Origin of the sequence: Arthrobacter sp. NA-172 (assembly GCF_043952055.1) — a bacterium.
Lineage (GTDB): Bacteria > Actinomycetota > Actinomycetes > Actinomycetales > Micrococcaceae > Arthrobacter.
On the sequence record NZ_JBINOT010000003.1, the window covers coordinates 412,976 to 438,720 of the forward strand.

Sequence of the window (25,745 nt, forward strand, 5' to 3'; positions counted from 1 at the left end):
CCGGCTATTCGGCAGGCTTGATGACGTAACCGGCTCCGCGCACGGTATGGATCATCGGCAGGTGATTGGCTTCGATCTTCTTGCGCAGGTAGGAGATGTAGAGCTCCACGATGTTGGCTTGGCCGCCAAAATCGTAGTCCCACACGCGGTCCAGGATCTGGGCCTTGCTGACCACGCGCTTGGGGTTTTCCATCAGGTAGCGCAGGAGCTCGAACTGGGTTGCCGTGAGCTGGATTTCTTCGCCTCCGCGAGAGACTTCGCGGGTGTCGACGTTCAGAGTCAGGTCGCCCACCACCAGCTCGGCCGTGTCCATCGCGGCCACGCCTGAGCGCTGGACCAGGCGATGCAGGCGCAACAGGACTTCTTCCATGCTGAATGGCTTGGTGACGTAGTCGTCCCCGCCGGCGGCCAAACCCACGATGCGGTCCTGCACGTCGTCCTTCGCGGTGAGGAAGAGCGCGGGTACCTCAGGCGCAAAGGCGCGGATCCTGCCCAAGAGTTCAACGCCGTCGAACCCTGGAAGCATGACGTCCAGCACCAGGACATCGGGCCGGAAGTCCTTGGCGAGCTTTACCGCAGCGGGTCCGTCGCCCGCCACAGCTACGGACCAGCCCGCCATGCGGAGGCCCATGCTCATGAGTTCGGCGAGGCTGGGCTCGTCGTCCACTACAAGGGCGCGGATAGGTGATCCGTCCGGGTGGGTGAGCTGCGGAAGGTTGTTGGTCATGGAGTGCGAGGATGCCATGGGACAACTCTCCAGTCTGCCGGTTTGCCGGTGCTTAGCCGATGCTGTGAGCACGCTGTGAGTCTCAGCCTAGCCACCTGTCCGGAGGTTGTGCCGGTTCGGGGAGGAGCGGCGTGGGATTCTGCTGGATCATTCCTCAGTCCAGCGGGGCGATCCGCATGATTACGGGCGTCGCCGCGCGTTTGCCTTGGATGATCCAGCAGAATCCACCTCAACGTGCGCTTAGGTCACAGGAAGGCCTGCAGGTTGACACAGGCAACGCACAGCAAAGCGGCTGACGCTGTTTGGGACAAGAGCAATCACGACCAAACAGTCTCGATTTCCGATGGAGAACACCATGGATCAGCAAAACAACCCCTCCGTACCTGGTTCCGAGCCGGAGAATCGGCACCCGCAGCCGGTGATCCGTCCGCTCGATGAGGCTGGGCAGCCGGTAGCCGAGCAGGCACCCATGGCCGAGCCTGCCGCTGGCCAGCCTGCCGGCGAGCAGCCGGGGCAGCCTGCCGCTGGTTGGGGTGCGCCGCAGCAGCCTATGGGTCAGCAGCCTATGGGTCAGCAGCCTGGCGCTGGTTGGGGTGCGCCGCAGCAATATGCCGCCGGGCAGGACCGTCCCTCGTTCTTCAAGAATTGGACCCTGAAGAAGAGCCTCCTTGTCGGAGGTGCCGCTGTGGTGGTCGCCGCGGCGGCCGGAGCCGGTGCCTATGCGGCGGGAAACGGGACTGCGGCCACCACTACCAATGCTCAGGGTCCGGGCGCGGGCGGCCAGGCCGGCTCTAACGGCCAGGGTGGATTCGGTGGTCCGGGCGGCACGAACGCGGGTCCGGGCGGGCTCGGCGTCGGCATGGGCGGCCTCAACGCAGCGGTCCACTCGGAATACGTGGTTCTCCAGAACGGCAGCTACGTCACCATGGCGGGCCAACTAGGTACGGTTACTGACATCTCCGCGAGTTCCATGACCGTCAAGAGCGAGGACGGGTTCACTCAAACCTACGTCCTTGGATCGGACGTCGTGGTGGCACAGGGCCTGAGGCAGCGGGGGAGCAGCTCCAGCGGTACCACCCTGACACTCGCTGATGTGAAAGCAGGCTCAAGCGTGAGGGTTACGGCGCTCAAGGAGTCCGGCAAGTACACGGCCCAGCGCCATCCAAATCGTCACGGCCACAACCTCTGGCACCCAAGGTTCCGGCACTGCAAGCACCCCAAGCCCCGCTACCACCAACTAGCCCGGAATCCCCATCTAGGTAGCCGGGACATTCCCTTGGTGGGGGCCGGCATCCACGGTTCGCACGTCGGGTTGCTGTGGGGCGGGCGGTGACCGCCGAGATCCGGCCCATGAAAAAAGCGAAGCGGCGTGAAATCAGGCGCCATTTTGCGCTCCCATTAGCCTCAAACCGGGTTCTAGCAGACGGTTAGCCCAAAAATTTTCGTGAGAGCTCCACTCCCGATTGGACAAGACTTGTTTCACATCTCGAGATTCTAGGGCAAGCGCGTGACGCCAGTTGAGATTCAAGAAATGGCTATCTCATCAAATTATCTTCGAATATTGCATACATAATGCCCATTGTGACGAACGAGAATGGGTCACATTAGGACATGCTTGAATTGTGATGTGCGGCACAATAGTGTGATCCGTCTCGGAATGTGGACGGTTTGACCCTTTGTTACTTGCAAGTTCCCTTTGTTACGTTGCACACTTCAAATGTGAACAAGAACTCAACAGCATCTGCAGCCGCAGCGATCGAACCCAGCACACCCGCTGGTTTTTCGATGAGCTGTTGTCGAATGCATGCCTAACTTTCGATCCCAAAAAGTTTCAGGCATTCGCCCCCTGCCCAGCGTCGGGCGCCACTCCCCATCTCATTGCGGGGACAACACCAGCATTCGAAGCCGCGATGACGGCTATTCACTTTGAGGTAAGCAATCCATGTCAGTTGCATCAGGATACGTCCACATCTCCGTCCGTAACGCCAATAAGGCGGCGTCGAACACCGGCATTCGTCCCGGCTTCGGCAACCGCCCGGCCTACGCCCAGCCTGCTCTCCAGGGTGGCGGCCAGGCGCCCGGTTACGTGCCCCAGGGCTATAACCCCACTTCCTACGGGCAGCTCCGCGCCGTTCCTGCCAACGAGGCCTCGCCGATGACTGCACCCACGCCTGTCCTGGCTCCAGCAGACCGCGCCATCCGGCCCGTTGCCAACGACAATGTGGCCCGCGGTTTCGTGCTCTACATGGGCATCGACGAGGACACGGCGGCCGCCGCCGGAACCTCCATCGCCAAGCTCGCCCAGGAGATCCGGGCCTACGCCCAGTCCCTCGTTGCCGACGCGGAAAGCTATGCCGCCGTCGCGGTGGCACCGGCCAGTGCGCCAGGTTCCGCGCTCGACGTCGTCCGCTCGACTTTCGGTGACCCGACCGTTGGCAGCCGCCAGCGTTCCGAGGCGCTCCGCCCGCAGCCTGCGCAGGAAGCCCGCCCGTCCGGCGTCTTGATCGATCTCGCCCGCCGTGAAGTCCACCTCGACGGCGAGTCCCTGAACCTCACGTTCAAGGAATTCGAGCTCCTCAACTACCTCGTCGAAAACGGCACCCGCACCGTGGGCCGTGACGAACTTCTCGAGGGACTGTGGCGCAACGCCGAAGAGGTTCCCAACGAGCGCACCATCGACGTTCACATCCGGCGCCTTCGCTCCAAGCTCGGCCGCCTCGCGAACACTGTCCGCACCGTGCGCGGCCAGGGCTACCGCTTCTACGAGCACCCCGAGGTCATCGTCTGGGCGGCTCCGGAATACTCGATCTAACCTCGCTGCTCACCCAACTGGCTCGCAGTAGCCGTCGTTCTGACGCGTCTTAGCGACATCTGCTGCCAGTCAGTTGGGCTAGTAGGGTGGGGGGATGAGCGAGCATCACATCAAGCGGCTGGTGATCATGCGGCACGCGAAGTCGGACTGGCCCCTCGGGGTGCCCGACCATGAGCGACCTCTTGCCGAGCGTGGCCACCGGGAGGCTCCCCTTGCCGGGAAATGGCTCCTCAAGCACCACGTGATTCCGGACTTCATCCTCTGTTCGTCCGCGCTGCGGACCCGGCAGACCTGCACTTGGGTCTGCAGCGAACTGGGGGACAAGGCGCCGACGCCGAAACTCGAGGACGGCCTGTACGCCGCCTCCGCGCAGCGCATGTTGACCGTCGTCAACCATGTGCCGGAAACCGTCACCACGCTCATGATCTTCTCGCACATGCCCGGCGTTCAGGACCTCGCGATGCACTTGGCTTCCCGCGACTCGGACCACGACGCCTACATGGATGCGGCAACCCGGTATCCGACCAGTGCCATGACCGTGATGGAACTGGAGAAGCCGTGGGCTGAACTGGATGGGCAAGACGCCCGCCTGACCCACTTCGCCGTGCCCCGCCCCAAAAAGTAGCCCCACCCTCGGCGCGAACTGGCAGCTGATGCCCTCAAATTCGACGCGTGGGGGCATCTGCTGCCAGTTCGCGCGGAATGGTCCGGGCTAGCCGACGTCGAGGCCGGCGGCCACGTCCTGCAGCAAGCGCACCACGTGCCGAATGCTGGGGCTTGCCGTCATGGTTTTCCGGTAGACGAGGCCCACCTGCCGCTGCTGCATCGGATTGACCACGGGCACCGCCACCACGCCGGCGGGGAGATCGGGCCGGCCGAGCCGGGGTACCAATGCCACCGCCACGCCCATCTGGACCATCGCGATATGCGTGGAAAAGTCGGGGTCGTAGATCCGGATGTCCGGCACCCGCCCCAAGCCGGCGAGGATCGCCAGCAGTGCCTCGTTGCAGATGGCGCCTGCCGGTGTGCTGATCCACCTTTCGTCCACAAGGTCGGAGGGCTCGACGGCGGTCCGCCCCGCGAGCGGGTGCGCCGAGTTCAGCAGGACGTCCGCGGTGTCCATGCACAGGTTCTCGTGGACCATGTTCTCCGGAATGACCAGGGGCACCGAGTGCCAGTTGTGCACGACGCCGAGATCGGCTTCCCCGGTGGCGACCCTTTGGACGGCCTCGCGCGGGTCCTCGGCCAGGACCCGGATCTCGAGGTCCGAACCCGGGGCCCCTGGCCCCGAGACTGCCGTGCCAAGTTTCCTCAGCATCGGACCTACCAGCCCGCGGCAGGCGGTCGAGAATCCGACGAGCCGCAGTACGCCGCTTGGCTTCGCGGGATCGGCGAGCAGGGTGGCCTGCAGTTCTTCCAGCTCGCCCATGATGCGCCGTCCGTACTCGGCCAAGGCCATGCCCCGGTCGGTCAGCAGCACGCCGCGGCCATGGCGTTCCAGGACAGCCACGCCGCTCTGCTTTTCCAGCTTCTTGATCTGTTGGGAGACCGCGGAGGGGCTGAAGCCCATGGCCTCCGAGGCAGCCACCACCGAACCTTGTTGTTCCACGGCTACGAGGGCCCGCAGCGCCGCAATCTCAATCATGAAGCAAACATACATGGTTCGATGCAGAATTCAATGCTGGTGCTTCATCCACTCAACTGTCAGAGTTGAGTCGTGAATATCCGCCACTCAGCACTCGCCGTCCTTGTCGCCGTCCTATGGGGCCTGAATTTCGTCGCGATCGACTTCGGTCTGCACCCTGGCCGCGGCCTCAGCGGCGACAGTACAGCCGCAGACGTCCCGCCGCTGCTGTTCGTGGCCATCCGCTTCGTGCTGGTGGTCTTCCCCTGCATCTTCTTTGTCCGCAAGCCGGACGTCAGCTGGAAGGCGATCATCGGCGTCGGACTTTTCATGAGCGCGGGGCAGTTTGGCCTCCTTTACCCTGGGCATGGCTCTCGGCATGCCGGCCGGGCTGGCCTCGCTGGTGCTGCAGGCGCAAGTGCTCCTGACAGTGCTGTTGGCGGCGCGTTTCTTGGGGGAGCGGCCCAGCAGGCGTCAGTTGACCGGGGTGGTGCTGGGTGTTGCAGGGCTCGCCCTCGTGGCGGTGGGCCGCAGCCTCGTGGCTCCCGTGGTGCCCCTCATGATTGTGCTTGCTGCCGCATTGTCCTGGGCTGCGGGCAACATCATCGCGCGGAAGGCCAAGGCCGCGTCCGGATTGGGGTTGGTGGTCTGGTCCGGGGCTGTTGTCCCGCTGCCGCTTGCAGGCTTGTCGCTGATAGTTGACGGGCCTTCCGCAGTGGTCGGAACCCTCGCCAATCTCCAACCCGCCACCATCCTGAGCGCCCTGTATACCGCCATTTTCGCCTCGCTGGTGGGCTACGGGATCTGGAACCGGTTGCTCAGCCTGTACCCGAGCTCAGCCGTGGTGCCGTTCACGCTCTTGGTCCCGGTGGTGGGAATGACCGCGGCGTGGCTGCTCATCGCGGAGGTCCCGACGACGGCGGAACTCGCCGGCGGCCTCCTTCTGCTCGGCGGCGTGGCGACCGCCGTGCTACAGCGGCGCGCTGTTCCATCGGCACCGCTGCCCGAAGAGCCTCAGCGCTTGGGTGCCGCCTTGCGCTGAGCGGGGGATCCCGACGTCGGACGCTTGGGGGAGGCTGGCGGAGCTGGTTTCCGAGGGGTCGGCCGTTTCACAGCCCCCGACGCCGGACGGGCAGCGGGCCGCTGGGCGGGCCGTGCCGCCGGGGCAGGGCGCGATCCCGCCCGGGGTGCCTGCCGGGCGGCGGGACGGGACGCCGGACGTGACGCCGGCCGGGCCGTCGCCTTCGCGCGGTTCTTTCGGGCCCGGCGCGATGGCCATACCGCCCCCACGAACAGGAGCAACAGGGAACTGCAGCCTGCAACGGCGCCGAGGTAGAAGTAGATGTCCGAATCCTGGCTGCTTACCGCGCTGCCCAGGGCATTTTCGTCCTGGTTGAAGGCGAGGCCCCACATGCGCAGGAACGCGATTCCAAAGGCGACGAACAGGATCGAAGAAATGGAGCCGAGAACCAGCATGAAATATCTCCGCCGGGCGAAAACCTCGGCAACGGACGCCAGATAGCCCAACGCCAACACCCCGAGGAAGGTGTACGTCACCGTTTCCTCCAGCGTGATGGCAAGCAGCACCAGCAAGCCGGCGGACACCACGGCCGAGATGATCGCTAGCTTTCCGCTGTTCCCCATGGGACTAATCATCCCTGACCGGCTCGCGTCACCACGCTGTATGACGCGGCAGTTGCCATACCGTTACCGCAGCACGTAGCCGCGCATGATGGTCATGATGGCCGCAACGCTCTGCTCCCGGGTCCGTTCCGGATTGTAGGTCTGCCGGTCGAGTCCCACCACAAAGATGGCCCCGAACATGGCCGCTTCAAGGCTGCCGCGGGCAATTCCGGTATCCACGGTGTAGTTGCTGGAGACTTTCTCGATCGCCGCGCCGATCACGCCCAGCAATTCGCTGCGTAGCTCGACGAACAGCTTGCCCCACTCGCTGGGCGTGCGCCAGTTCTCGCTGATCCAGAGTCGTGCGAAAGAGGGGTAGTCGTCCATGAAGTCCATGGCTTGGCCCAGCATGGCTTCCATGGCGTCGAGCGGATCGGCGTGCAGGCCCTCGATCGTCTGGAGCCGGCCGAGCATAATGTCGACGCCGTGGCGCAGCAACTGTGCGATCAAATCGGCCTTGCTGCCGAAGTTGTAGTAGACCGTTCCCTTGGACACCCCGGCCGCGGCCGCGATTTCGTCCACCGTGACCCCCGCCGCGCCGCGCTCGCCGATCAGCTCCATGGAAGCGTCGAAGAGGCGCTGCTTGGTGGCGTTGGTGCGGGCCGGGCGCAGCTTTTTCTCCGCGGATTCTGTGGCCGCAGGCTCTTGCATGCTCATACCGCGATCTCCGGCTTCAGGGTCTTGAGGGTCCAGAACTTGTGCTTACGGACGGCCAGCGTGGAAAGCGCGGCCCCCAGCACAGTGTAGCCAAGCAGGCCCAGGACAATCGGCCAGATCATGGACAAGTCGCCGCCGTAGATCAAATGCCGCATACCTGTCACCACGTAGCCCATAGGCATGATCTCGTGCACCACGTGGAGCGGCATGGGGGTGGTTTGCCACGGGAACGTACCGCCCGAGGAGACCAGCTGGAGGACCAGCAAAATCAGCACCACGAACTTTCCAGGGGTCCCCAGCAGCGCCACGATGCCCTGGATGAGGGCCGTGAACGCCATGACGGCGGCCAGCATGAACAACCACATCCACACGGGATGCGCCGCGTTCAGGCCCAGCCCCAGGTCCACCACGAGGGTAAGGATGCTGGCTTGAAGCACCGACACTACGAAGAAGGGAAGCCAGCCTCCGACGGCGATTTTCCACGACGGGGCGTTCGACGCCAAGGCCCGCTGGGTGATGGGACGCATCGCCTGGACCAGCATGAACACGCCGATCCAGAGGGCCAACGTCAGGAAGAACGGGGCTAGGCCGGCACCGTAAGATCCCGCCTTGGCCTGGGAGACGTTGTTGACTGCGACGGGATCCGCGATCACCTTCGACACCGAGTTCTTTTGGGCGTCGTTCGGGTTGGGGACTTTGCCTGCGCCCTTCGCCAGTTCGTCGGCCAGGGTGTGGGCGCCGGTCGAGGCAGTGGCGGCACCGCTCGCAAGTTGCCCGGCGCCGTCGTCGAGCTTTGAGGCCCCATCGGCAAGGGACGCCGTGCCGTCGACGGCAGACTGCTCGCCCGCCGCCAAGGTGGAAGCCCCGGAGCTGAGCTGGTTCGCGCCAGCCGAAGCCCTGGCCGATCGCGCCTGTCAGTGCAGGCGTGGCACCCGCGAGTTTGGCAGCGCCAGCACTCACAGCAGCCGAGCCGTTGGAGAGCTGCTGGATCTGGGCGGCGTCGGCCGAGATCTTGGCCTTGGCATCAGTCACCGGGCCGGACGCGGCGGTGGCATCGAAGTCCGCCAGGATCTTGTTCGCCTGATCCTGAGTGATGACTCCGGCGGACACGAGCCGCGCGTTGGAGGCCAACACGCGGTCGCGCGCTCCGGCGTCGAGGGCTGAAAGCTGCCCGACGACGTCCTGGACTTTCGCGTTCAGCTGCGCGTTTCCGGCGGCTACCTGGGCGGCCCCGTCGGCCAGCTTTTGCGAGTCGGCCGGAAGGGATGCGGTCATGTTCTTCAGCTCCGTGAGCCCCGCGCTGAGCTGCCCGGCGCCGCCGTTCAGCTGATTGGCGCCGTCACGCAGTTTGAGTTGGCCCGCCAGGAGCTGCGACGCGCCACTGCTGAGCTTGCTGGTGCCGTCGTGGAGGGAGGCCGCGCCGTCGCTGAGCTTGCCGACGCCATCCGCCAGTTGGGCTGCGCCGTCGGATGCCTTGACGATGGAGGCGTGGATGGTGCCGAACCCTGTGAGCAACTGGTTGGCGGTTTCCTCGCCGACTTCCTTGGCCACTGTGGAGTGCAACGCGGTGGTGAGCTTGTCCACGATGGTGCTGAGGAGGTAGTTGTTCGCGTCGTTGGTGGTGACGTTGAGCATGGCCTGGTTGGCTGCATTGAAACTGCCCGGCGAAGCCAGGTTGGCCGAGAAGTCCTTGGGGATCTTCAGGGCGAACGCGTATTTACCTGATTCGACGCCGGCATCGGCCTCTGCCGCGGTGGTCACCCGCTGCCAGTTGAAGACGTGGCTCTCGACGAGGCTGTCGGCCACCTTCTTGCCTGCCTGCAGCTCGGCGCCATCGGCCGGCTTAGCTCCCGTGTCGTCGACCACCAGCGCGGCGTCGATCTGGTTGAGGTTGCCGTAAGGATCCCAGTTCGCGTACAAATATACGGCTCCGTAGAGCAGGGGCACCATGATCAACGCGAGGATGGTCAGCTTGGGCAGGAGCCCGCCGGTCATGCGCTTGAGCTCGGAGCGGGCCAGCCGCAGAACAGTCACTTTGCGGTCCTTTGCAGGGTTGCGGGTACTTCTTCGGGATCTTCTTGAGCGTCGTCGAGGGGTTCAGCGGGCTCGGCCGGAGCCGTGTGCGTGACCGCATTGCCGATCGCGGCGGCCGGGCCGTCCCAGTTGTCCGGGAGGGCAGAGACCACCGCGACGACGGCGAGCGGCCGCCCGGCGTCGTACGCCAATTGCTCCAGCCGGGGGAGCCAGTCCGCAGGGTCTGCGCTGTGCCGGTCCGGCGAATCGAGCACCAGGAGATCGAGCGCGGGGTCCGCGAGGGCCAAAGCCGTGAGGAGTTCCAGGCGGCGGTCCGCGGGGAGCTGCTCAATCCACAGCCCGGCGATGTCTTCGAAGCGATTGACCTTGAGCCACGGCTTGCTGAGGAGGGCGCCACGGTAGTGGCGGGGGATGAGGGCGAGGTCTTCGGTGACGAGGTCGCGGACGCTCAAGTGCTGCTCGGGCTCGTTGACGCCGGGGGCATCGATCAACGCGCTCGCGGTCCGGACTTTCTTGGTCTTGACCGAGTTGTCCCAGCTCAGGAGGCCATTGCTGGGTTTCATCCGGCCGCTCAGCGCCAAGGCCAATGCGGTGCGCTGGTCCTGTCCGTCACCGCTGACGAGGATCAGTTCGCCGCGCCTGGTTTCGAGGGAAGTGGGAGGGAGGAGATCGCCCCGGCGGCCGTCGATCTGGAGTTGCTGTACGGACAGCACAATTGGACCTTTCGCAGAACCTGTTATCTGCTCCAATCGTAACTGAACTGACCGGTCAGTTCAAATAGCCTTCCCTCACAGTCCGTATTTCTCAAGGAGGCGCAGCCACACTTCGCTGATCGTGGGGAACGACGGCACCGCATGCCACAGCCTGTCCAGCGGGACTTCGCCCACAATCGCTATGGTGGCGCCGTGCAATAGCTCGGCCACTCCGGGCCCGGCGAACGTCGCGCCCACCACCACTTTCCGGTCCTCGTCCACAACTAGTTGCGCCCAGCCTTCGTAATTGTCCGAATGCAGCTGGGCACCGGACACGTTGATGGGGATTTCCACCGACGATGCGTTGATGCCCTTCTGTAGCGCCTGCTTGAGGCTCGGGCCCACCGATGCCACCTCCGGGTCGGTGAACACCACGCTGGGGATCGCAAATTCGTCGGCCGTCTTTGCGACGGCGCTCCAAGGCTTCGGGGCGCCGTGCAGGGTGCCTCTGGCGCGGGCAACGATAGCGTCACCGGTGGCCCGGGCCTCGTACTTGCCTTGGTGGGTGAGGAAAGCCGAACCTGCTGCATCACCAGCGGCGTAAAGCCACAGGCCGCTGGTGCCGTCGCTGGCCGTCCCCTCAACCAAGCCGCTCGAGTCGGTGGTGAGACGCAAAGCCTTGCCGTCCTCGGCGTCGAGCCCCACGTTCTCAAGCCCCAGATTGTCCAGGGCAGGGCGCCGACCCGTCGCCACCAATAGTTCGTCGCAGACCAGAACGGTCCCGTCGCCCAGCGTCACACTGAAGGAATGGTCCTCGTGTTCGACGCGCGTGGTGTCTGTCCCGATGTGGAGCTCGACCCCGTCGGCCCTGAGCCCCGCCGCGACCAGCGCGGCCGCTTCCTCGGGAAATGTGCTGAGCAACCGGCTGCGGGCAACCAGCGAAACCCTTGAGCCGAGCCTCGCAAAAGCCTGGGCGAGTTCGACGCCGGCAACTCCGCCGCCCAGCACCACGAACCGTTCGGGGATGTGCTGCGCGGAAGTGGCACCGCGTGTGGTCCAGTAGGGGACGTTGCGCAGGCCTTCAATCCTGGGGATGACGGGCGTGGAGCCGGTGGCCACCACTACGGCATGGTGGGCCTTGAGGGCATAGCTGTTGCCGTCCTTGCCATCGACTTGGACTTCGCGCGGCCCCGTGATGCGTGCGCGGCCGCGAACGAGTTCGATTCCCGTGTCCACGAGCCACTGCACGGCGCCGTCGTCCTGCCACTTGTTCGTGAAGTAGTCGCGGTACTTCAGGACCGGTGCGGGGTCCAGGACCTTGGTAACGGAATCCGCTGCGCCCGGTACCGATTGGGCGGTGTGCAATGCGGTTCCCGGCCGAAGGAGGGCTTTGGAGGGTATGCACGCCCAATAGGAGCATTCCCCGCCCACGAGTTCTGCTTCCACAATGGCCACGGTAAGGCCACCCCGGACCGCCCTGTCGGCAACGTTTTCCCCAACTGCCCCCGCGCCGATCACAATGACATCGAATTCCCGGACATTCTCCTCAGCCATGGGAGAAGCCTACGCCCGGACGCAGGCTCGGATCAGGGGAACGGCGACGGATTCTGCTGGATCATTCCTCGGAGCAGAATCCATCGGGCCCGTATTTGAGCGGATCTCTTGTGACGCGACCCGAATGATCCAGCAAAATCACGCAGGGTTGGGTCCGTCGGCGGCTTTCAGGCGTCCAGCGCGCCCTTGAACCAGCCGGTAATGCTGGCCGGATGCGTGATGGCGGTTCCGACCACGACGGCGAACGCGCCCGCGTCGAGCGCTTGGCGGGCTTGAGCGGGGGTGTGGATGCGGCCTTCCGCGATCAGCGGCTTGCCGAGCCCGGCCCCGGCGATCTCAGCGAGGAGCTCCAGATCCGGGCCGTCAGTCTTCGAACGCTCGCCGGTGTAACCGGCCAGCGTGGTGCCGATGAGGTCGGCCCCGGCTTCGACGGCGGCAACGGCGTCGGCGTAGGAGCCGCAGTCGGCCATGACCAACGCGTGTGATTCCGCATGGATTCCGTCCACGGTGCGCTTGAAGCTCAGGCCGTCGGGCCGTAGGCGCCGCGTTCCGTCGATAGCCACCACATGGGCACCGGAATTCGCGACGGCGAGGGCGTGCCGGAGCGTGGGGGTGATGAACACGCCATCGTGCCCGTCCTTCCAGAGCCCGATCACCGGGACCTCGACAGCCGTGCGGGTGAACTGGACGTCCGCGAGGCCCTGGACACGGATTGCCGCAGCGCCACCAATAACCGCCGACGCTGCCACCTGGCCCGTGGTCCGGGGATCGCGCATGGGCTCACCCGGGTACGCCTGGCAGGAGACGATCAGCTGCGAGCGGAGGGCTTCGAGGCCGTCGGGGGTCAGGATCATGGGGTCTCCCTACAGAGGTTTTTAGTGTCAGTTCAGAACGAGCTTGGCGGCGCCTACGATGGCCGCGCTACTGCCCAGTGCCGCGCGAAGCACAGGAATGTCGGCGAGCGGGGCCATGAGTTCCTTGCGAATGGTGCGTTCCATGGGTTTCCACCAGTAGTCTCCGGCATCCGCCAAGCCGCCGGAAACCACCACGATTTCCGGGTCAAGGATGTTGACGAGTCCGCCGAGGGCCTGGCCGGCGGCACCAGCACCGACGCCGATTGCCTTAATGGCGGCAGCATGGTCGGCGGCACTGTCAGCCGAGACGGCACGCGCCAAAGCAAACACGGCGCGCGTATCCGGGACCTCGGGGGAACCGCCGAAGCGGACGAAAGATTCATGGATGGCCGGACCCGAAGCAATCGCCTCCACATGGCCCGAACCGCCGCAAACACAGGGCAGCGCCTTGCCGTCGTGATAGGCGTAAGGCGAAGCAAAATGCCCTACGTGCCCGCCTACAAAACGATGCCCCAAAACAGGAGTACCGTCCACCACGAAGCTGCCGCCAACCCCCGTCCCGAAAGCCACCATCAGCGAACTCGACGACCCCGCAGCAGCCCCACGCCACGCCTCTCCAAGAGCATGTGCATGCACGTCGTTGACCGCGCTGACTGCGACCCGCGGTAAGCCAAGGAGTTGCGCCAGCACGGCTGTCAGCCTGGTCCCGGCCCAGCCCCGAATCGCGTCGGTCGCCGAAATCACTTCACCATTCAGCGCATCAATAACGCCGGCCGAACCCACGCCAACACGCCCGACGTCGATTCCCTCGCCCGCCGCCCGCCGCATGAGCCGCCCCACGAGCCCGGCCGTCGCCCGCAAAATGGCATCGCCCCCGTCCCGATTGAGCGTAGGTATCTGCTCCTCGAACAACACCTCGCCCTCGCCCGACACAACCCCCGCAGCAGTCTTGGTCCCCCCAAGATCAACCCCGATCACGTACGTCATGTTTGTCCTCCGGATCGTTCCGTTGCTGCGTTCATTGTTGCTGGGTCACGTCTATGGTGCAGTTCGTCTCTGCTCAAGTCAGTTGTGGCTGGGACAGCGCGGACCCATCATTTCGCCGGCGCTTAGACACCTCCCGTCGTTCCGCTACGGTCGCTGAGCGACCTCCGCAGAACTCTGGTCGGCGATGCGCGCCTACACGAAACAATGCGCCCACGCTTTGCACTGTCGGCTCACCGATCGATCAGTCCGGCGGTCGTCCCGCCGATCGCCCGGCTAAGACCACCTCGCGCCAAGCGCGAAGCAGACGGTGCCGGAGACATCCAGGGCCCGTTCGGTTGGGTGGTTAAGCGGTAGCTGCGGCGGACGGGGTCGACCCCACAGGTGACATGTTTGCCCGAGTCTTTGGGTGGTTGTTGTTGACCTTCTCGAAGCCAAAGGTGACATGTTCGCTCGAGTGGCGGAGGGACGGTTTTGTGTAGTCCCGCATCGCCGACCAGAGCATTGCGGAAGTCGCTCAGCGACTGTAGCAGTGCGTCGGGAGGTGTCTAAGGGACGGCAAAACTGGACCTGCGACACGACCCGACCACCATCACGCACAAGAGTCGACGCTCGCCAACAGCCCCGACCACGGCACCAATCCAAGGTGACTGCAGGGTCGCGGACTTTAGACCAGCCCGTTGCGTTCCAGGATGACCCGGATTGCGGCGGTTTCTTCGGCGTTGAGGGAGAGCATCGGCGCGCTCATCGTGTTCGAATCGATGATGCCCATGATTTGGAGGGCGGTCTTGAAGGCGCCGAGTCCTGCTGCGCCGCCGGAGACTCGGCCGTTGGGGGTGTAGACGATGTCGAAGAGGTCGGCCAGGCGGTCTTGTTCGGCTGCGGCGGTGGTCCAGTCTCCGGCTTGCGCGGCGTCGAAGAGGCGGCGGTAACCGGCGGGGTCGACGTTGCCGAGGCCCGGGACCACGCCTTGGGCGCCGCCGAGAAGGGCACCGTCGACGACGATTTCGTGGCCCGTGAAGATGTCGAAGTTGGGGATGTCCTTGGCGGCGAGGAGGAGTTGGCGGAAGGAGACGTCGTCGCCGGAGGAGTCCTTGACGCCTGCGATGACGCCGTCGCGGCCGAGCCGGACCAGGAGGTCGGTGGGCAGTTTGAAGTGGGTGCGGACGGGGACGTCGTAGGCGAAGATCGGCTTGTCCACAGCAGCGTGGATGCTGCGGAAGTGGGTTTCGGTCTCCTGGGCGTTGCCGATGGCGTAGTACATGGAGGTGACCACGATTGCGTCGGCGCCGAGGTCCACAACTTTGCGTGCTTCTTCGATGACGCGGTTGGTGGTTTGCTCGTTGGCGCCCACGATCAGGGGCACGGCGCCGGCATTCGCGTCGGCGATCGTGGAGACGACGAGCTCGCGCTCCTCGTTGGTCATGTAGGGGACTTCACCTGAGGAACCGAGCACGAAGAGGCCGGACACGCCGCCGTCGAGCAGGTGCTTGGTGACGCTCTTCAGGGACGCGGTGTCAACGAGGCCGTCAGCGTGGCGGGGGGTGATGACCGGGGGAATGACGCCTTGGAACTGAGTAGACACAGAAATCTCCGTAGTTTGGATCTGAAAGGAAAAAAATTAGGTGTGGAGCAGGCTGGGAGCGGCGCCGAGCAGCTTCTTGGTGTAGTCGTTGCTCGGGTTGTCGAACACTTGGGCGGCCGGGCCTTCCTCCACGATCTCCCCGAAATACATGACGCAGATGCGGTCGGAGACGTAGCGGACGGTCTGGATGTCGTGCGAAATGAACACCATGCCGAGGTTCAGCTGGGTTTTCAGGTCGGACAGCAGGTTCAGGACTTGGGCGCGGACGGAGACGTCGAGGGCCGACGTCGGCTCGTCCGCCACGATGATGTCCGGGTCCAAGGCGAGGGCACGGGCGATCGCCACGCGCTGGCGCTGGCCGCCGGAAACCTGCGACGGCGTGACCTCGGCCGCCGATTGCGGCAAGCCGACCAGGGCCAGCAGTTCCTTGATTTTCGCTGAGCGGGACGTAGCGTTGCCGATGCCGTGGACCTGCAGGGGATCGGTGAGGATGTCCTCGATGGTCATGCGCGGATTGAGCGCCGTGGCCGGATCCTGGAAGACCACGGATACGGCACGTCCGAATTCCTTGCGCATCCGTGCGTTGCGTTTGATGGCCGGCTTGCCGTGGAAGAGCACCTGGCCCGACGTCGGGGTCTGGAGTCCCACGAGGACCGACGCCAAAGTGGACTTGCCGCAGCCGGACTCACCCACAATGCCGACCGTTTCTCCCCGGCTGATGCTGAAGTCCACGCCGTTGACGGCCTTGACGATGTTGGGCCGGAAGAGGCCGCCGGTGCGGGCCCGGTGGTGGACCTTGACGTCTTTGAGCTCGATGACCGGCGTGGCCGGGACAACCTGCGTAGAGTCACTCACTGTGCGTCCTCCTTCAGATGGCTGGCCCAGTAGTGGTCGCTGTCTGCCCCGCTGCCACCCACAGAGGTGAGGACCAATTGCTGGTTCGGATCGGCGTCGGGCCTCAACGAACGGGCCGCAAAGCGGTCGCCCGAAGCGAAGTCGCGCGGCGACGGCACGGTGCCGGGGATCTGGTGGAGGCGGACGGCGTCGGCCTCGATTGAAAGCACTGCGCCCAACAAGCCCCGCGTGTATTCGTGCTGCGGGTTCTGCAGGAGCTCCGAAGCCTGCGCAGACTCGACTACCTGGCCGGCGTACATGACCGTGATGCGGTGGGCGAGGGAGGCAACCAAAGCGAGGTCGTGGCTGACGAAGACCATGGCGAAGCCGAGCTGCTCGCGCAGTTCGTTCAACAGCTCGACTACCTGCTTCTGGACGGTGACGTCCAGGGCAGTGGTGGGCTCGTCGGCCACCACGATTTTCGGTGAGCGGGAGAGCGCCATGGCGATCAGCACGCGCTGGCGCTGGCCGCCGGAGAGCTCGTGCGGGTAGCTCGCAAGCGTGCGGACGGGATCGAGTTTCACCATTTCCAACAGCTCGGTGGGGGTCTTGCGGCCGCCACGTTTGGTCAGTTGGGTCAGCTGTTCCTTGATTTTCATGGACGGATTGAGCGAACTCAGCGCGTCCTGGTAGACCATGGCGATCTGCTCGCCGCGAAGGCCATGGTAAGCCTTGGGGTTGCTGTGCTTCGAGCCGGAATCCAGGAGTTCCTTGCCATCGAAGGTGATGGAACCGGTGATCTCGGCGGTCTTGGGCAGCAGGCCCATGATGGCCAGGGATGTGATGGATTTGCCGCAACCGGATTCGCCCACCAGGCCCATGGTTTCCCCTTCGCGGACGGTGAAGGAGACGTTGTCCACGATCGCGGTCGCGCCGAAGCGGCCGGGGAAACGGATGGACAAGTTCTTGACTTCGAGCACGTTCCGGGCGCTGGCGGGAACCTGGGGGAGCCGATCGGTGCGGGTGGCCTCGATGGAAGCCAGTAGTTCCAGTTCCCTGTCCAGCGCCGACATAGGGTCCAGCAGGGCATGGGCGTTTTCCGCAGCCGGCCTTGTATCAGCGGGCCTTGTATCAGCCGGCCGTGTATCAGTCAGGACCGATGCCGCATAAGCCTCCAGCGGGTCGCCGGTGGCGCCGCGAACGCCGTCGAGCTCGTGCTCTTCAACGACGGAAGGCTGGGCAACCGACGTCGCGATCTCAGTGTCGATGGCGGCACCGGCGCCAGCAACAACGGCGGTGGACCCGTCATCGTCTTTCACAACGGGAGCCTTGCGCAGCTTCGGATTTACCATGGCGTCGGTGAGGCCTTCGGCGAGGATGTTCAGTGCAAGCACGGTGAGCAAGATGGTGAGACCGGCGAAGGTGGTGGCCCACCATCCGCCGGAGAGGACGAGGTTCCGGCCGTAGGAGATGACGTTGCCCCACGACGGTGCGGGATCCTGGACACCGGCGCCGAGGAAGGACAGCGAGGCTTCGAGGATGATGGCGTCGGCAACCATGACTGTGGCGAACACCAGCACCGGGGCGGCGGTATTGCGGGCAATGTGCTTGAGAAGGATGTAGAAGCGGCCGGCGCCCATCACGCGTTCGGCGCGGACGTAGTCTTCACCGTATTGGGAGAGCACGTTGGCGCGGACCACGCGGGCAAGCTGCGGGGTGTAGATGATGGCGATCGCGATGATGATGGTGGGGACCGAGTTGCCGAATGCGGCGAGGAGTACTGCCGCGAGGGCGATGCCGGGGAACGCCATCAGGATGTCCATGAGACGCATGATGATCTCGTTGACGGCTTTGCTGGAGGTCGCCGCGAGCGAGCCGAGCAGGGCGCCGAAGACGAGTGCCAGGGCCACCGCTCCGAGGCCGATCATGAGGGAGGACTGCGAACCGTAGAGCAGTCGGGAGAAAACGTCCCGGCCAAGGCGGTCTGTGCCGAAGAAATGACCGGCATCCGGTGCTTGTGCCGGAATGAACGTTTCCAGGGGATCGTGTGGTGCGATCACAGGCGCGAAGATGGCGGCCAGGGCGATCACCACGAGGAACAACAGGGCAAAACGCGATCCCCAAGGCAGGGACTTGAAGCGGACGCCCGGGGCGCTGAGCCGTTCAGCAAGTTTGCTGCGCATGGCTATACCGTCCTGATTCGGGGGTTGATGAGCAGGTACAGGAGGTCCACCACGATGTTCACCAGAACGAAGGTGACCGAAATGGTGAGGACCACGCCCTGGACCAGGTTGACGTCCAAGTTGGTGATGCCGTTGAGGATCAGCTGGCCCATCCCGGGAAGTGCGAAGATCATTTCAATCACGACGGCGCCGCCCAGGAGATAGCCGACGCGCAGTCCCAGCACGGTCACCGGAGTGACCAACGCGTTGCGGAGGACGTTCTTGGAAACCACCTCGCGGTAGGGGACGCCGTTGCCGATGGCGGTGCGGACGTAGTCGCGGTCCAGTTCCTCGACCATGGACGTGCGGACCACGCGGATCAGGGAAGCGGAGACTGGGATGCCGAGCGCGAGGGCCGGCAGCGCCATCGAGTTGAGCCAGCCGCCAAATCCGGACTCCGGCGTCGCGATTCCACCCGACGGGAACAGGGGATTGTCACCGAGGGCGAACCACTGGATGAGCAGGATCCCAAGCCAGAAGGACGGGGTGGCGATCGCGGCGATAGAGAAGACCCGGACCAGCTGGTCCTGCCACTTGTCGCGGTACAGGGCACCGATGATGCCGAACACCAAGGACAGTACGACGGCGATGATCACGCCGAGGAAGGTCAGTTGCAGGGTCAGCGGGAAGGCCGAAGCGATCATGCTTGCCACGGACTTGGACGGCGGAGTGGTCACGCCAAGATCCAGGTGCAGTAACCTGCCGAGGAAACGGAAGTACTGGACGAACAGGGGATCGTTCAGGCCGTTTTCCTGGCGATACTGTTGCTTGGCTTCCTCGCTGGCGGCTTCGCCGAGGGCCGAGCTTGCCTGGTCGCCGGGGGCCGCTTGAAGGACGAGGAAAACCAACAACGTGATGCCCAGGATCATCAGGGGCAGCGCTGCGAGTCTGCGTCCAAGCAGACGCAATATCATGACCAATGTGTTCTCCGGTTACTTAGGTGCGGCGGCTAGGACGTACGCCCGACGCCGATGAAGGACAGGCCCGTAGTGGGTAGCGGCTTGAAGCCCGAGAGCTTCTTCTCGTCCCACGCACTCGGGAGCTGGCGGTGGAAGAGCGGGTACAGCGGGAGTTCCTCGGAGACGAGGTCCACGATCTGCCCGGTGATCTTCTTGGCATCAGCGGCTGCGGCCTGCGAGCCCTTGTCCATCAGATCCTGCAGTGCGGCGCTTTCCGGGGTGGTCCAGTAAGCACGCTTGGTCATCCAGGTGGCGCCGGAGTAGAACCAGCTCAGGAGCAGGTCTGCGTCGTTGCCGAAGACTGAGGGGTCGCCCGGGGCCGCGACCACGGAGAAGTCGGCCTTGCCGACCCTGTCTGAGTACAACGCGCCGGACTGCAAGTTCTTTGCGGTGACCTTGACGCCCGGGATCTTGTTCCAGGACTCCAACATCAGCGGTGCAACGTCCTTGACCCAAGCGGTATCCGTAGTGAGCAGCTCGAACTCGAGGTTGCTCACGCCGGCCTGCTTGAGGAGGTCGGCTGCCTTCTGGGGATCGTAGCCGTAGACGTTCTTGGCCTTGACGTAGTCCGGGTGGCCCTCCTGGAAGTACGACGACGCCGCCTTGGCGTTCCCGAACAAGGCCTTCTTGATGATGGCGTCCTTATCCAGGCCATAGTGGAGGGCCTGACGGACCAACTTGTTGTTGAACGGTGCCTTGGCGCAGTTGAACATCAGGAACAGCAGGCCGAAGGACTGCACGGATTCAACCCGGGACTTGGACTTGAGCCCGTCCATGTCCAGGTAGGGGACGTCCTCGATCGCTTGCACGCGGCCGGACTGTACTGCGGTGACACGGGCGGCCGCGTCCGACAGCAACAGCCAGGTCATGCCCTTGGCGAGTGCTGGCTTGGGCCCGTTGTAGTCGGCGAATGCTTCGAAGACGATCTTGTCGTCCTTGACGGCCGAGATCAGCTTGTAGGGGCCGGAGCCGACAGGCTTGGCGTCGAATCCCTTCTGATCGGCCGACGCGAGGGCCTTCGGAACCACCTTGACCACCGAGATTCGCGGTCCGAAGCCCGGGAAGGGGTACTTCAGGGAGAACTCGACCGTCTTGGCGTCAAGAGCCTTGACGTCTTTAATGAACGGGATGAACTGGGAGAACAAGGACTTGTTGGCCGGGTCCATCACGCGGGTGAAGGAGTAGACAACGTCGTCGGTGGTGACAGGGGCGCCGTTGTGGAACTTGGCACCGTCGCGGATGGTCACCTGGTACGTGGTGTCATTGACCTTTTTGGGGTCGCTCGCGGCCAGCGCGTTATATGGCTCGCGGGTTGCCGGGTGGAGTTCCACGAGGCCTTCGAAGATGTGCAGGTTGGCGGCCTGCGGCGTGGCGCCGGAGGACGTCAGTGGGTCGAAACCCGTGGACAGGGCATAGGAGATGCCTGCTTCGATGGTGAGGTCCTTGTTGACGGTAGCGGTGTTGTTTGCTGCGCCCGTCGTGGTGGAGGCAGGGCCGCCACATGCGGACAAGGTGGCCGTGAACGCTGCCGCGGCTCCAATCGCCCCTGTCAGCTGGAGGAAGTTGCGTCGGCTGGCGTCGTTGACCAGCGGCAGGTTGTTAATCGTGTTGCTCATAAGATGCCTCACCATTCAAGTTTTCTGGTTATCGGATGTAGGACATCCGATGCTCGTAAAGAAACTGTAAGGGCGGTCACACGAAGTCGTCAAGCGAGATATGGGTCACTGGCGACCCGGCTGGAGACTCTGGAGCTACCGGCGGGGGCTGCCGGTGGGCACTACGCCGCGGTTCACCTGCGCGGTCAACCCTGGGGATTCGGCCAAAAATAAGGGCGAACATCTATCAAGGAGATGGGACATCCGATATTGTATGTTGCGAAGCACTATATCCACGGTGGGCGCTAGGCTCACCTCAACATTAACACTGCACTGATTCCTTGTCCCGGTCCTCAAAGGATCCAGGCCAAGGATGAGTACTTTTGCAAGGAGAGCCATGACCACTTCCAGTGTCGTTCCGCAGGCGCGGTTCAGCGCACAGGCCCGGCTCAGGGCACTGCAGGCGGACATTATGGAATTGATCCTCGAACGCGAGCTCGAGGCGGGCGATCCTTTGCCCACCGAAAATGAGCTTTCCGTGGCGCTGGGGGTGGGGCGCAACACCCTGCGCGAATCCCTGAAAGTGCTGCAGGCCCTCGGGGTGATTGAGATCCGCCACGGCTTCGGTATGTTCGTGGCACCCAGCAACTTCGAGGCGCTCGCTGATGGCCTGACTTTCCGAGGCCGCTTGTCTCTGCGCCATCAGGGGCTCGAGGCTCTCCAGCTCGTGGATGTTCGCCAGGCCCTCGAATCGGGGCTGATCGGCTCATCGATGGATGTCATGACCACCGAACAGCTCGCTTTGATCGAACAGGCTGTCAAGCAGATGGAAGAGCTCGCCCAGTCCGGCGAGAACTTCGTTGCCGCCGACGCCGAGTTCCACCGTCGGCTGTTCGAACCCCTGAACAACGAACTCCTCATCAATCTCATGGGGGTTTTCTGGAAGGTTTACCGGAAGATCCACGTGGAAATCGGATCCGCCAATGAGGACCTCGTGGCCACCGCTGCGATGCACCGAAGCATCTACACTGCCGTCGCCACAGGCGATAAACCCGCTGCCGCCGAGTTGCTCAATCGCCACTTCGACGGAATCCGACGCCGCATCGGCGAGGCCGTCGCCGCGTAAGGCCGAGGACCACAGGCAAGGGCCGCCGTCGTACTTTTTCACGAAGTACGACGGCGGCCCTTTGCTTTTGCGCCCGCGGTCCGTTCCCTGGGCTGCCCTTCCTGACCTTGTTTGGTTTGAGAAGGCGCTTACGACACGGCGAGTCTCGTCATTCCGCGGCTTTGGCGTGCCAAAGAGGGGCAGGAAGGCGCGCGGAACGCAGGTGAAGGGGACGACGTCGGTTTGCCAGCAGCCTTAAGCCCTGGGTCGGCGTCGGATTCTGCTGGATCATCCCCCTTGTCGAAGGTCTCTGGCCGCGTGATTCGAGGGGTGACGGCCTCGGGCAGTGCCGATGATCCAGCAGAATCGTACGCGCACGTCCGGCCGCCTGAGTGAGGTCTGCTTGGAGTGGTGAAGGGAGCACTTCGCCTCCCTGGAGGACGGACGCCAACCAAGCCCGTGCCCGGAATTTAACGAAAAAAGACCCGCACCGGGGCCGGTGCGGATCTTCGTTTGTGCGCCCAGAGGGATTCGAACCCCCGGCCTTCTGTTCCGTAGACAGACGCTCTATCCAGCTGAGCTATGGGCGCATCTTGGTGATTCCAGGGAGTTTTCAAACTCGTTCCCCCCTCGAACCTCAATAAACTTTACGCGAGATCCCCGTCGGTGCCAAATTGACGAGGTGTAATCTGTCTAACTAGACCGGTCTACGTGACGTTGGTCACTAATTTTGCAACCTCCTCGATCAAGATCCGTGATTTTTAGGGGTTCTGCTTCGAGATCGTCAAGAGATCCCACGTCCGAACCCAGATTGGTCTACTCCGCGCACCCTAGCATTTAGGACACACCACTGAACCCGAGGAAGGGAACTACGATGGGCGATCTGGCGCGACTGCCGTTGCTTGAGAAGGCACCTACTACGCATGCACGCCTGTTGGCCTGGGTCGAGGAAGTAGCCGAGCTGACACAGCCGGACCGCATCCACTGGGTTGATGGCAGTGAAGCAGAAAACAAGAAGCTGACTGACGAGCTGGTCGAGGCCGGCACGCTGAAGAGGCTTAATCCGGAGACGTTTCCGAACTCTTTCGCGGCGTTTTCCGATCCTGCCGACGTCGCCCGTGTGGAAGAGCAGACCTTCATCTGCTCCGAAAACGAGCGCGATGCAGGCTTCACGAACAACTGGATGGCTCCGGCCGAGATGAAGCAGAAGCTGCGCAGCCTGTTCGCCGGTTCCATGCGCGGCCGCACCATGTACGTGATCCCGTTTGTCATGGGCCACCTGGATGCCGAGGACCCGAAGTTCGGCGTCGAGATCACAGACTCCGCCTATGTGGTCGCTTCGATGCGCATCATGGCCCGCATTGGCACAGACGTGCTGGAGCGCATTACGCAGACTGACGCGTTCTTCGTCCCCGCGCTGCACTCGCTGGGTGCTCCGCTGGAAGCCGGCCAGGCAGACGTTGCATGGCCTTGCAACCCGGACAAGTGGATTGTGCACTTCCCTGAAGAGCGTTCCATCTGGTCCTTTGGCTCTGGCTACGGCGGCAACGCCCTCCTCGGCAAGAAGTGCTACGCCCTGCGCATCGCATCTGTCATGGCCCGCGACGAAGGTTGGCTGGCAGAGCACATGCTCATCCTGAAGCTGACTTCGCCTGAGCAGAAGACCTACTACATTTCGGCTGCGTTCCCGTCGGCCTGCGGCAAGACCAATCTCGCCCTCCTGGATCCCACCATCAAGGGCTGGAAGGTGGAGACCCTCGGTGACGACATCACCTGGATGCGCTTCGGGAAGGAAGGCGAGCTCCGGGCCGTCAACCCCGAGGCCGGCCTTTTCGGCGTCGCTCCCGGCACCGGTTGGGGCACCAACCCCAACGCCATGCGCGCCATCGCCAAGGGCAACAGCATCTTCACCAACGTTGCCATGACCGACGACGGCGGCGTGTGGTGGGAGGGTATGACCGAGGAAACTCCGGCGCACCTGACTGACTGGCAGGGTAACTCCTGAACTCCTGGCTCCGAAAAGCCCGCGGCGCACCCGAACTCCCGCTTCTGCACGCCGATCGACCAGATTGACATGCTCGCCGAGGAATACTTCAGCCCCGAAGGCGTGGAACTGTCCGCGATCCTCTTCGGCGGCCGCCGGAAGACCACCATCCCGCTGGTCACCGAAGCCCGCGACTGGACCAACGGCATCTTCATGGGTTCAACGCTTTCCTCCGAGACCACGGCTGCAGCGGCCGGTGCCGTCGGCGTCGTGCGTCGCGACCCCATGGCCATGCTGCCGTTCATTGGCTACGATGCAGGCGATTACCTGAACCACTGGGTCAACCTGTCCGCGAAGGCCAACTCACTTGGGCAGAACCGGCTGCCCAAGATCTTCCTGGTCAACTGGTTCCGACGCACGGCCACGGGTGGCTTCGCCTGGCCTGGCTTCGGTGACAACGCCCGCGTTCTCAAGTGGGCCATCGAACGCCTCGAAGGCAAGGCCGACGCCGTCGAAACTCCCATCGGTTTCGTTCCGACCGGCGAGTCCATCGACCTTGAAGGCCTGGACATGACCCCCGCCGACGTCGAAGCCGCAGTCCGCGTTGACGCCGCCGAGTGGGATACCGAGCTGGCATCGATCGAGGAATGGTACGCAAAGTTCGGCGGCTCCCTGCCGGCTGCGCTGCTTTCCGAACTCGAGGGCCTGAAGTCCCGCCTGGCCTAGACCATTTAGTACCGACGGCGGTCCCGCACCTTGCGCTCAAGGTGCGGGACCGCTGTCGTCGTTTCCTCGGGGCCGTGGACCAGTCGGCTGAGACCCGACAAAGTTGCCTAATTTCTACACTCTGTAGGAGATTTTGGCCAGTCGGCAGTCCTTGAACTGCCAGCGGGAACTAGAGTGCGGGGCGCACGCCGAGTGATAGGAAAGCCGGCGCCATTTGCCGCAGATGCGGCAGGGAAGAAACGACGACGTCGTCCAGCTCACGGTAGAAGGCCTCACGGGCCCGGGCCAGGGCTCTTCGTAAGCCGCATTCGGTGATGAGGGGGCAGTCGCCGTTGACGGACTGGCATTCTGCGGGGTCCAGCCTGGTATCCAACTCCCGCAGGAGTTGCCCCACGGTGGCATACTGTCCGGCAGCGCTGCGCCTGGAACCGCCCTTGCGACCGCGTTCAACGTCGATCAGGCCGAGCTCCCGCAGCCGCACAATGGCTTTGCTGACATGGTGGTATGGGGTCCCCACCGCGTCTGCGATGTTCTGGGTCGTCAGAAGTACACCTGCGGGCGCGGACGACAAAACCAGGAGCGCGCGCAGGCTCACATCAGCGAAGGCGTTGATCTTCATGCCCTCAGCATACGGATTAAGGTCTAGTCCACCCAGACGATCGGCTCGTTGGTGTCGGCTTCGGCGTCGCCAAACGTGAAGCCGTGGTCGGTCTGGGCGTAGGGGATGACGGCCGCCATCAGGCCGCCGCTACGATGTTCGGCTGCCGCATGAATGCCATCTGAGCCGTGTTCCGGAAGGGTGACGTCGCTGGCGATCGCCACGGCCCGGTACCCTTCACGGCCTTGGCGCAGCAACTCGAGGATGTCCGCGAGCATCGCCTCCGTGTCGACGTTTCCCTCGGGGTCCGGCTCTCCGGGTGTGACCAAAACGAGCCGAAGTTCGTCGTCGTCGGCGAGTGTGACGGCGAAGGGCAGGAACCCGCCATTCTGTTCCAAGTGCTCTTGCGCCGTTGCCAGGGCGGCTCCCAAAGCCTCACGGACGTCGCGGAGTTCGCGATCCTCGGTATTTTCGAGGCCGTTCGTCGGGTTGTTCATGCTGCCGCTCGCCTTCGGG

Annotated in this window: 21 protein-coding genes, 1 tRNA gene and 2 pseudogenes; 6 read left to right on the top strand and 18 right to left on the bottom strand. The window is 64.0% G+C overall.

Going from position 1 to position 25,745, the window contains the following annotated elements:
• Positions 1 to 4 precede the first annotated feature (4 nt).
• On the bottom strand, positions 5 to 745 hold the full coding sequence (locus tag ACF0H6_RS15950; RefSeq protein ID WP_395250546.1) for a response regulator transcription factor: 741 nt from the start codon (positions 743 to 745) through the stop codon (positions 5 to 7).
• Positions 746 to 1,082: 337 nt separating this feature from the next.
• On the opposite strand from ACF0H6_RS15950, the gene ACF0H6_RS15955 reads away from it, so the two are divergent.
• From ACF0H6_RS15955 to ACF0H6_RS15965, 3 genes are all read left to right on the top strand, one after another.
• On the top strand, positions 1,083 to 2,060 hold the full coding sequence (locus tag ACF0H6_RS15955) for a hypothetical protein (RefSeq protein ID WP_395250547.1): 978 nt from the start codon (positions 1,083 to 1,085) through the stop codon (positions 2,058 to 2,060).
• Between the two features lie 609 nt (positions 2,061 to 2,669).
• Positions 2,670 to 3,539 (top strand): winged helix-turn-helix domain-containing protein, encoded by an 870-nt coding sequence (locus tag ACF0H6_RS15960; protein ID WP_395250548.1) that lies wholly within the window; start codon positions 2,670 to 2,672, stop codon positions 3,537 to 3,539.
• Between the two features lie 94 nt (positions 3,540 to 3,633).
• On the top strand, positions 3,634 to 4,164 hold the full coding sequence (locus ACF0H6_RS15965) for a SixA phosphatase family protein (RefSeq protein ID WP_395250549.1): 531 nt from the start codon (positions 3,634 to 3,636) through the stop codon (positions 4,162 to 4,164).
• 87 nt (positions 4,165 to 4,251) lie between these two features.
• Here the strand turns inward: ACF0H6_RS15965 and ACF0H6_RS15970 are convergent, their stop codons facing one another.
• Together ACF0H6_RS15970 and ACF0H6_RS15975 are read right to left on the bottom strand one after the other, a co-directional pair.
• The gene (locus tag ACF0H6_RS15970; RefSeq protein ID WP_395250550.1) at positions 4,252 to 5,184 is read right to left on the bottom strand and encodes a LysR family transcriptional regulator; all 933 of its coding nucleotides are present in this window, start codon (positions 5,182 to 5,184) and stop codon (positions 4,252 to 4,254) included.
• Positions 5,185 to 5,298: 114 nt separating this feature from the next.
• Positions 5,299 to 5,532, bottom strand: coding sequence for a hypothetical protein (locus ACF0H6_RS15975; protein WP_395250551.1), 234 nt, complete (start codon positions 5,530 to 5,532; stop codon positions 5,299 to 5,301).
• On the opposite strand from ACF0H6_RS15975, the gene ACF0H6_RS15980 reads away from it, so the two are divergent.
• Positions 5,531 to 6,205, top strand: coding sequence for an EamA family transporter (locus ACF0H6_RS15980; protein ID WP_395250552.1), 675 nt, complete (start codon positions 5,531 to 5,533; stop codon positions 6,203 to 6,205). The two genes, ACF0H6_RS15975 and ACF0H6_RS15980, sit on opposite strands and share 2 nt — an antisense overlap.
• Here the strand turns inward: ACF0H6_RS15980 and ACF0H6_RS15985 are convergent.
• From ACF0H6_RS15985 to ACF0H6_RS16040, 12 genes and pseudogenes are all read right to left on the bottom strand, one after another.
• Positions 6,178 to 6,807 (bottom strand): hypothetical protein, encoded by a 630-nt coding sequence (locus tag ACF0H6_RS15985; protein ID WP_395250553.1) that lies wholly within the window; start codon positions 6,805 to 6,807, stop codon positions 6,178 to 6,180. The genes ACF0H6_RS15980 and ACF0H6_RS15985 overlap by 28 nt on opposite strands.
• A gap of 63 nt (positions 6,808 to 6,870) precedes the next feature.
• Positions 6,871 to 7,503 carry a TetR/AcrR family transcriptional regulator gene (locus ACF0H6_RS15990; RefSeq protein ID WP_395250554.1) on the bottom strand — a complete coding sequence of 211 codons (633 nt, stop codon included), beginning with the start codon at positions 7,501 to 7,503 and terminating at the stop codon, positions 6,871 to 6,873.
• Positions 7,500 to 9,537: pseudogene (locus tag ACF0H6_RS15995) on the bottom strand (YhgE/Pip family protein). The gene ACF0H6_RS15990 and the pseudogene ACF0H6_RS15995 overlap by 4 nt, the downstream one beginning before the upstream one ends.
• Positions 9,534 to 10,250, bottom strand: coding sequence for an ABC transporter ATP-binding protein (locus ACF0H6_RS16000; RefSeq protein WP_395250555.1), 717 nt, complete (start codon positions 10,248 to 10,250; stop codon positions 9,534 to 9,536). Before ACF0H6_RS16000 ends, ACF0H6_RS15995 begins: the two are co-directional and overlap by 4 nt.
• A gap of 75 nt (positions 10,251 to 10,325) precedes the next feature.
• Positions 10,326 to 11,783 carry a dihydrolipoyl dehydrogenase family protein gene (locus tag ACF0H6_RS16005; RefSeq protein WP_395250556.1) on the bottom strand — a complete coding sequence of 486 codons (1,458 nt, stop codon included), beginning with the start codon at positions 11,781 to 11,783 and terminating at the stop codon, positions 10,326 to 10,328.
• A 167-nt stretch (positions 11,784 to 11,950) separates the two neighbouring features.
• Positions 11,951 to 12,637: an N-acetylmannosamine-6-phosphate 2-epimerase gene (locus ACF0H6_RS16010; RefSeq protein WP_395250557.1), complete on the bottom strand. Its 687-nt coding sequence runs from the start codon at positions 12,635 to 12,637 to the stop codon at positions 11,951 to 11,953.
• Between the two features lie 27 nt (positions 12,638 to 12,664).
• Complete coding sequence (locus ACF0H6_RS16015) at positions 12,665 to 13,624, bottom strand: ROK family protein (protein ID WP_395250558.1); 960 nt, start codon at positions 13,622 to 13,624, stop codon at positions 12,665 to 12,667.
• Between the two features lie 664 nt (positions 13,625 to 14,288).
• Complete coding sequence (locus ACF0H6_RS16020) at positions 14,289 to 15,206, bottom strand: dihydrodipicolinate synthase family protein (protein ID WP_395250559.1); 918 nt, start codon at positions 15,204 to 15,206, stop codon at positions 14,289 to 14,291.
• 36 nt (positions 15,207 to 15,242) lie between these two features.
• The gene (locus ACF0H6_RS16025) at positions 15,243 to 16,061 is read right to left on the bottom strand and encodes an ATP-binding cassette domain-containing protein (protein WP_395250560.1); all 819 of its coding nucleotides are present in this window, start codon (positions 16,059 to 16,061) and stop codon (positions 15,243 to 15,245) included.
• Positions 16,058 to 18,223: a dipeptide/oligopeptide/nickel ABC transporter permease/ATP-binding protein gene (locus ACF0H6_RS16030; RefSeq protein WP_395250561.1), complete on the bottom strand. Its 2,166-nt coding sequence runs from the start codon at positions 18,221 to 18,223 to the stop codon at positions 16,058 to 16,060. The genes ACF0H6_RS16025 and ACF0H6_RS16030 overlap by 4 nt, the downstream gene beginning before the upstream one ends.
• Positions 18,224 to 18,225: 2 nt before the next feature.
• Entirely contained in the window at positions 18,226 to 19,182 is a 957-nt protein-coding gene (locus ACF0H6_RS16035) for an ABC transporter permease (protein WP_395250562.1), read from the bottom strand.
• 29 nt (positions 19,183 to 19,211) lie between these two features.
• Positions 19,212 to 20,852 (bottom strand): ABC transporter substrate-binding protein, encoded by a 1,641-nt coding sequence (locus ACF0H6_RS16040; RefSeq protein ID WP_395250563.1) that lies wholly within the window; start codon positions 20,850 to 20,852, stop codon positions 19,212 to 19,214.
• Positions 20,853 to 21,213: 361 nt separating this feature from the next.
• Here ACF0H6_RS16040 and ACF0H6_RS16045 point away from each other — a divergent pair, with 361 nt between their 5' ends.
• Positions 21,214 to 21,942, top strand: a complete 729-nt coding sequence (locus ACF0H6_RS16045) for a FadR/GntR family transcriptional regulator (protein WP_395250564.1) — start codon at positions 21,214 to 21,216, stop codon at positions 21,940 to 21,942.
• 495 nt (positions 21,943 to 22,437) lie between these two features.
• Here the strand turns inward: ACF0H6_RS16045 and ACF0H6_RS16050 are convergent.
• Positions 22,438 to 22,511 (bottom strand) — tRNA-Arg (locus ACF0H6_RS16050).
• Positions 22,512 to 22,795: 284 nt separating this feature from the next.
• Between ACF0H6_RS16050 and ACF0H6_RS16055 the strand changes: the two are divergent.
• Positions 22,796 to 24,631 (top strand): annotated as a pseudogene (locus ACF0H6_RS16055) (phosphoenolpyruvate carboxykinase (GTP)).
• 169 nt (positions 24,632 to 24,800) lie between these two features.
• On the opposite strand, the gene ACF0H6_RS16060 reads toward ACF0H6_RS16055, so the two are convergent.
• Complete coding sequence (locus ACF0H6_RS16060; protein WP_395250565.1) at positions 24,801 to 25,250, bottom strand: RrF2 family transcriptional regulator; 450 nt, start codon at positions 25,248 to 25,250, stop codon at positions 24,801 to 24,803.
• Between the two features lie 23 nt (positions 25,251 to 25,273).
• Positions 25,274 to 25,726: a hypothetical protein gene (locus ACF0H6_RS16065; protein WP_395250566.1), complete on the bottom strand. Its 453-nt coding sequence runs from the start codon at positions 25,724 to 25,726 to the stop codon at positions 25,274 to 25,276.
• Between the last annotated feature and the right edge of the window lie 19 nt (positions 25,727 to 25,745).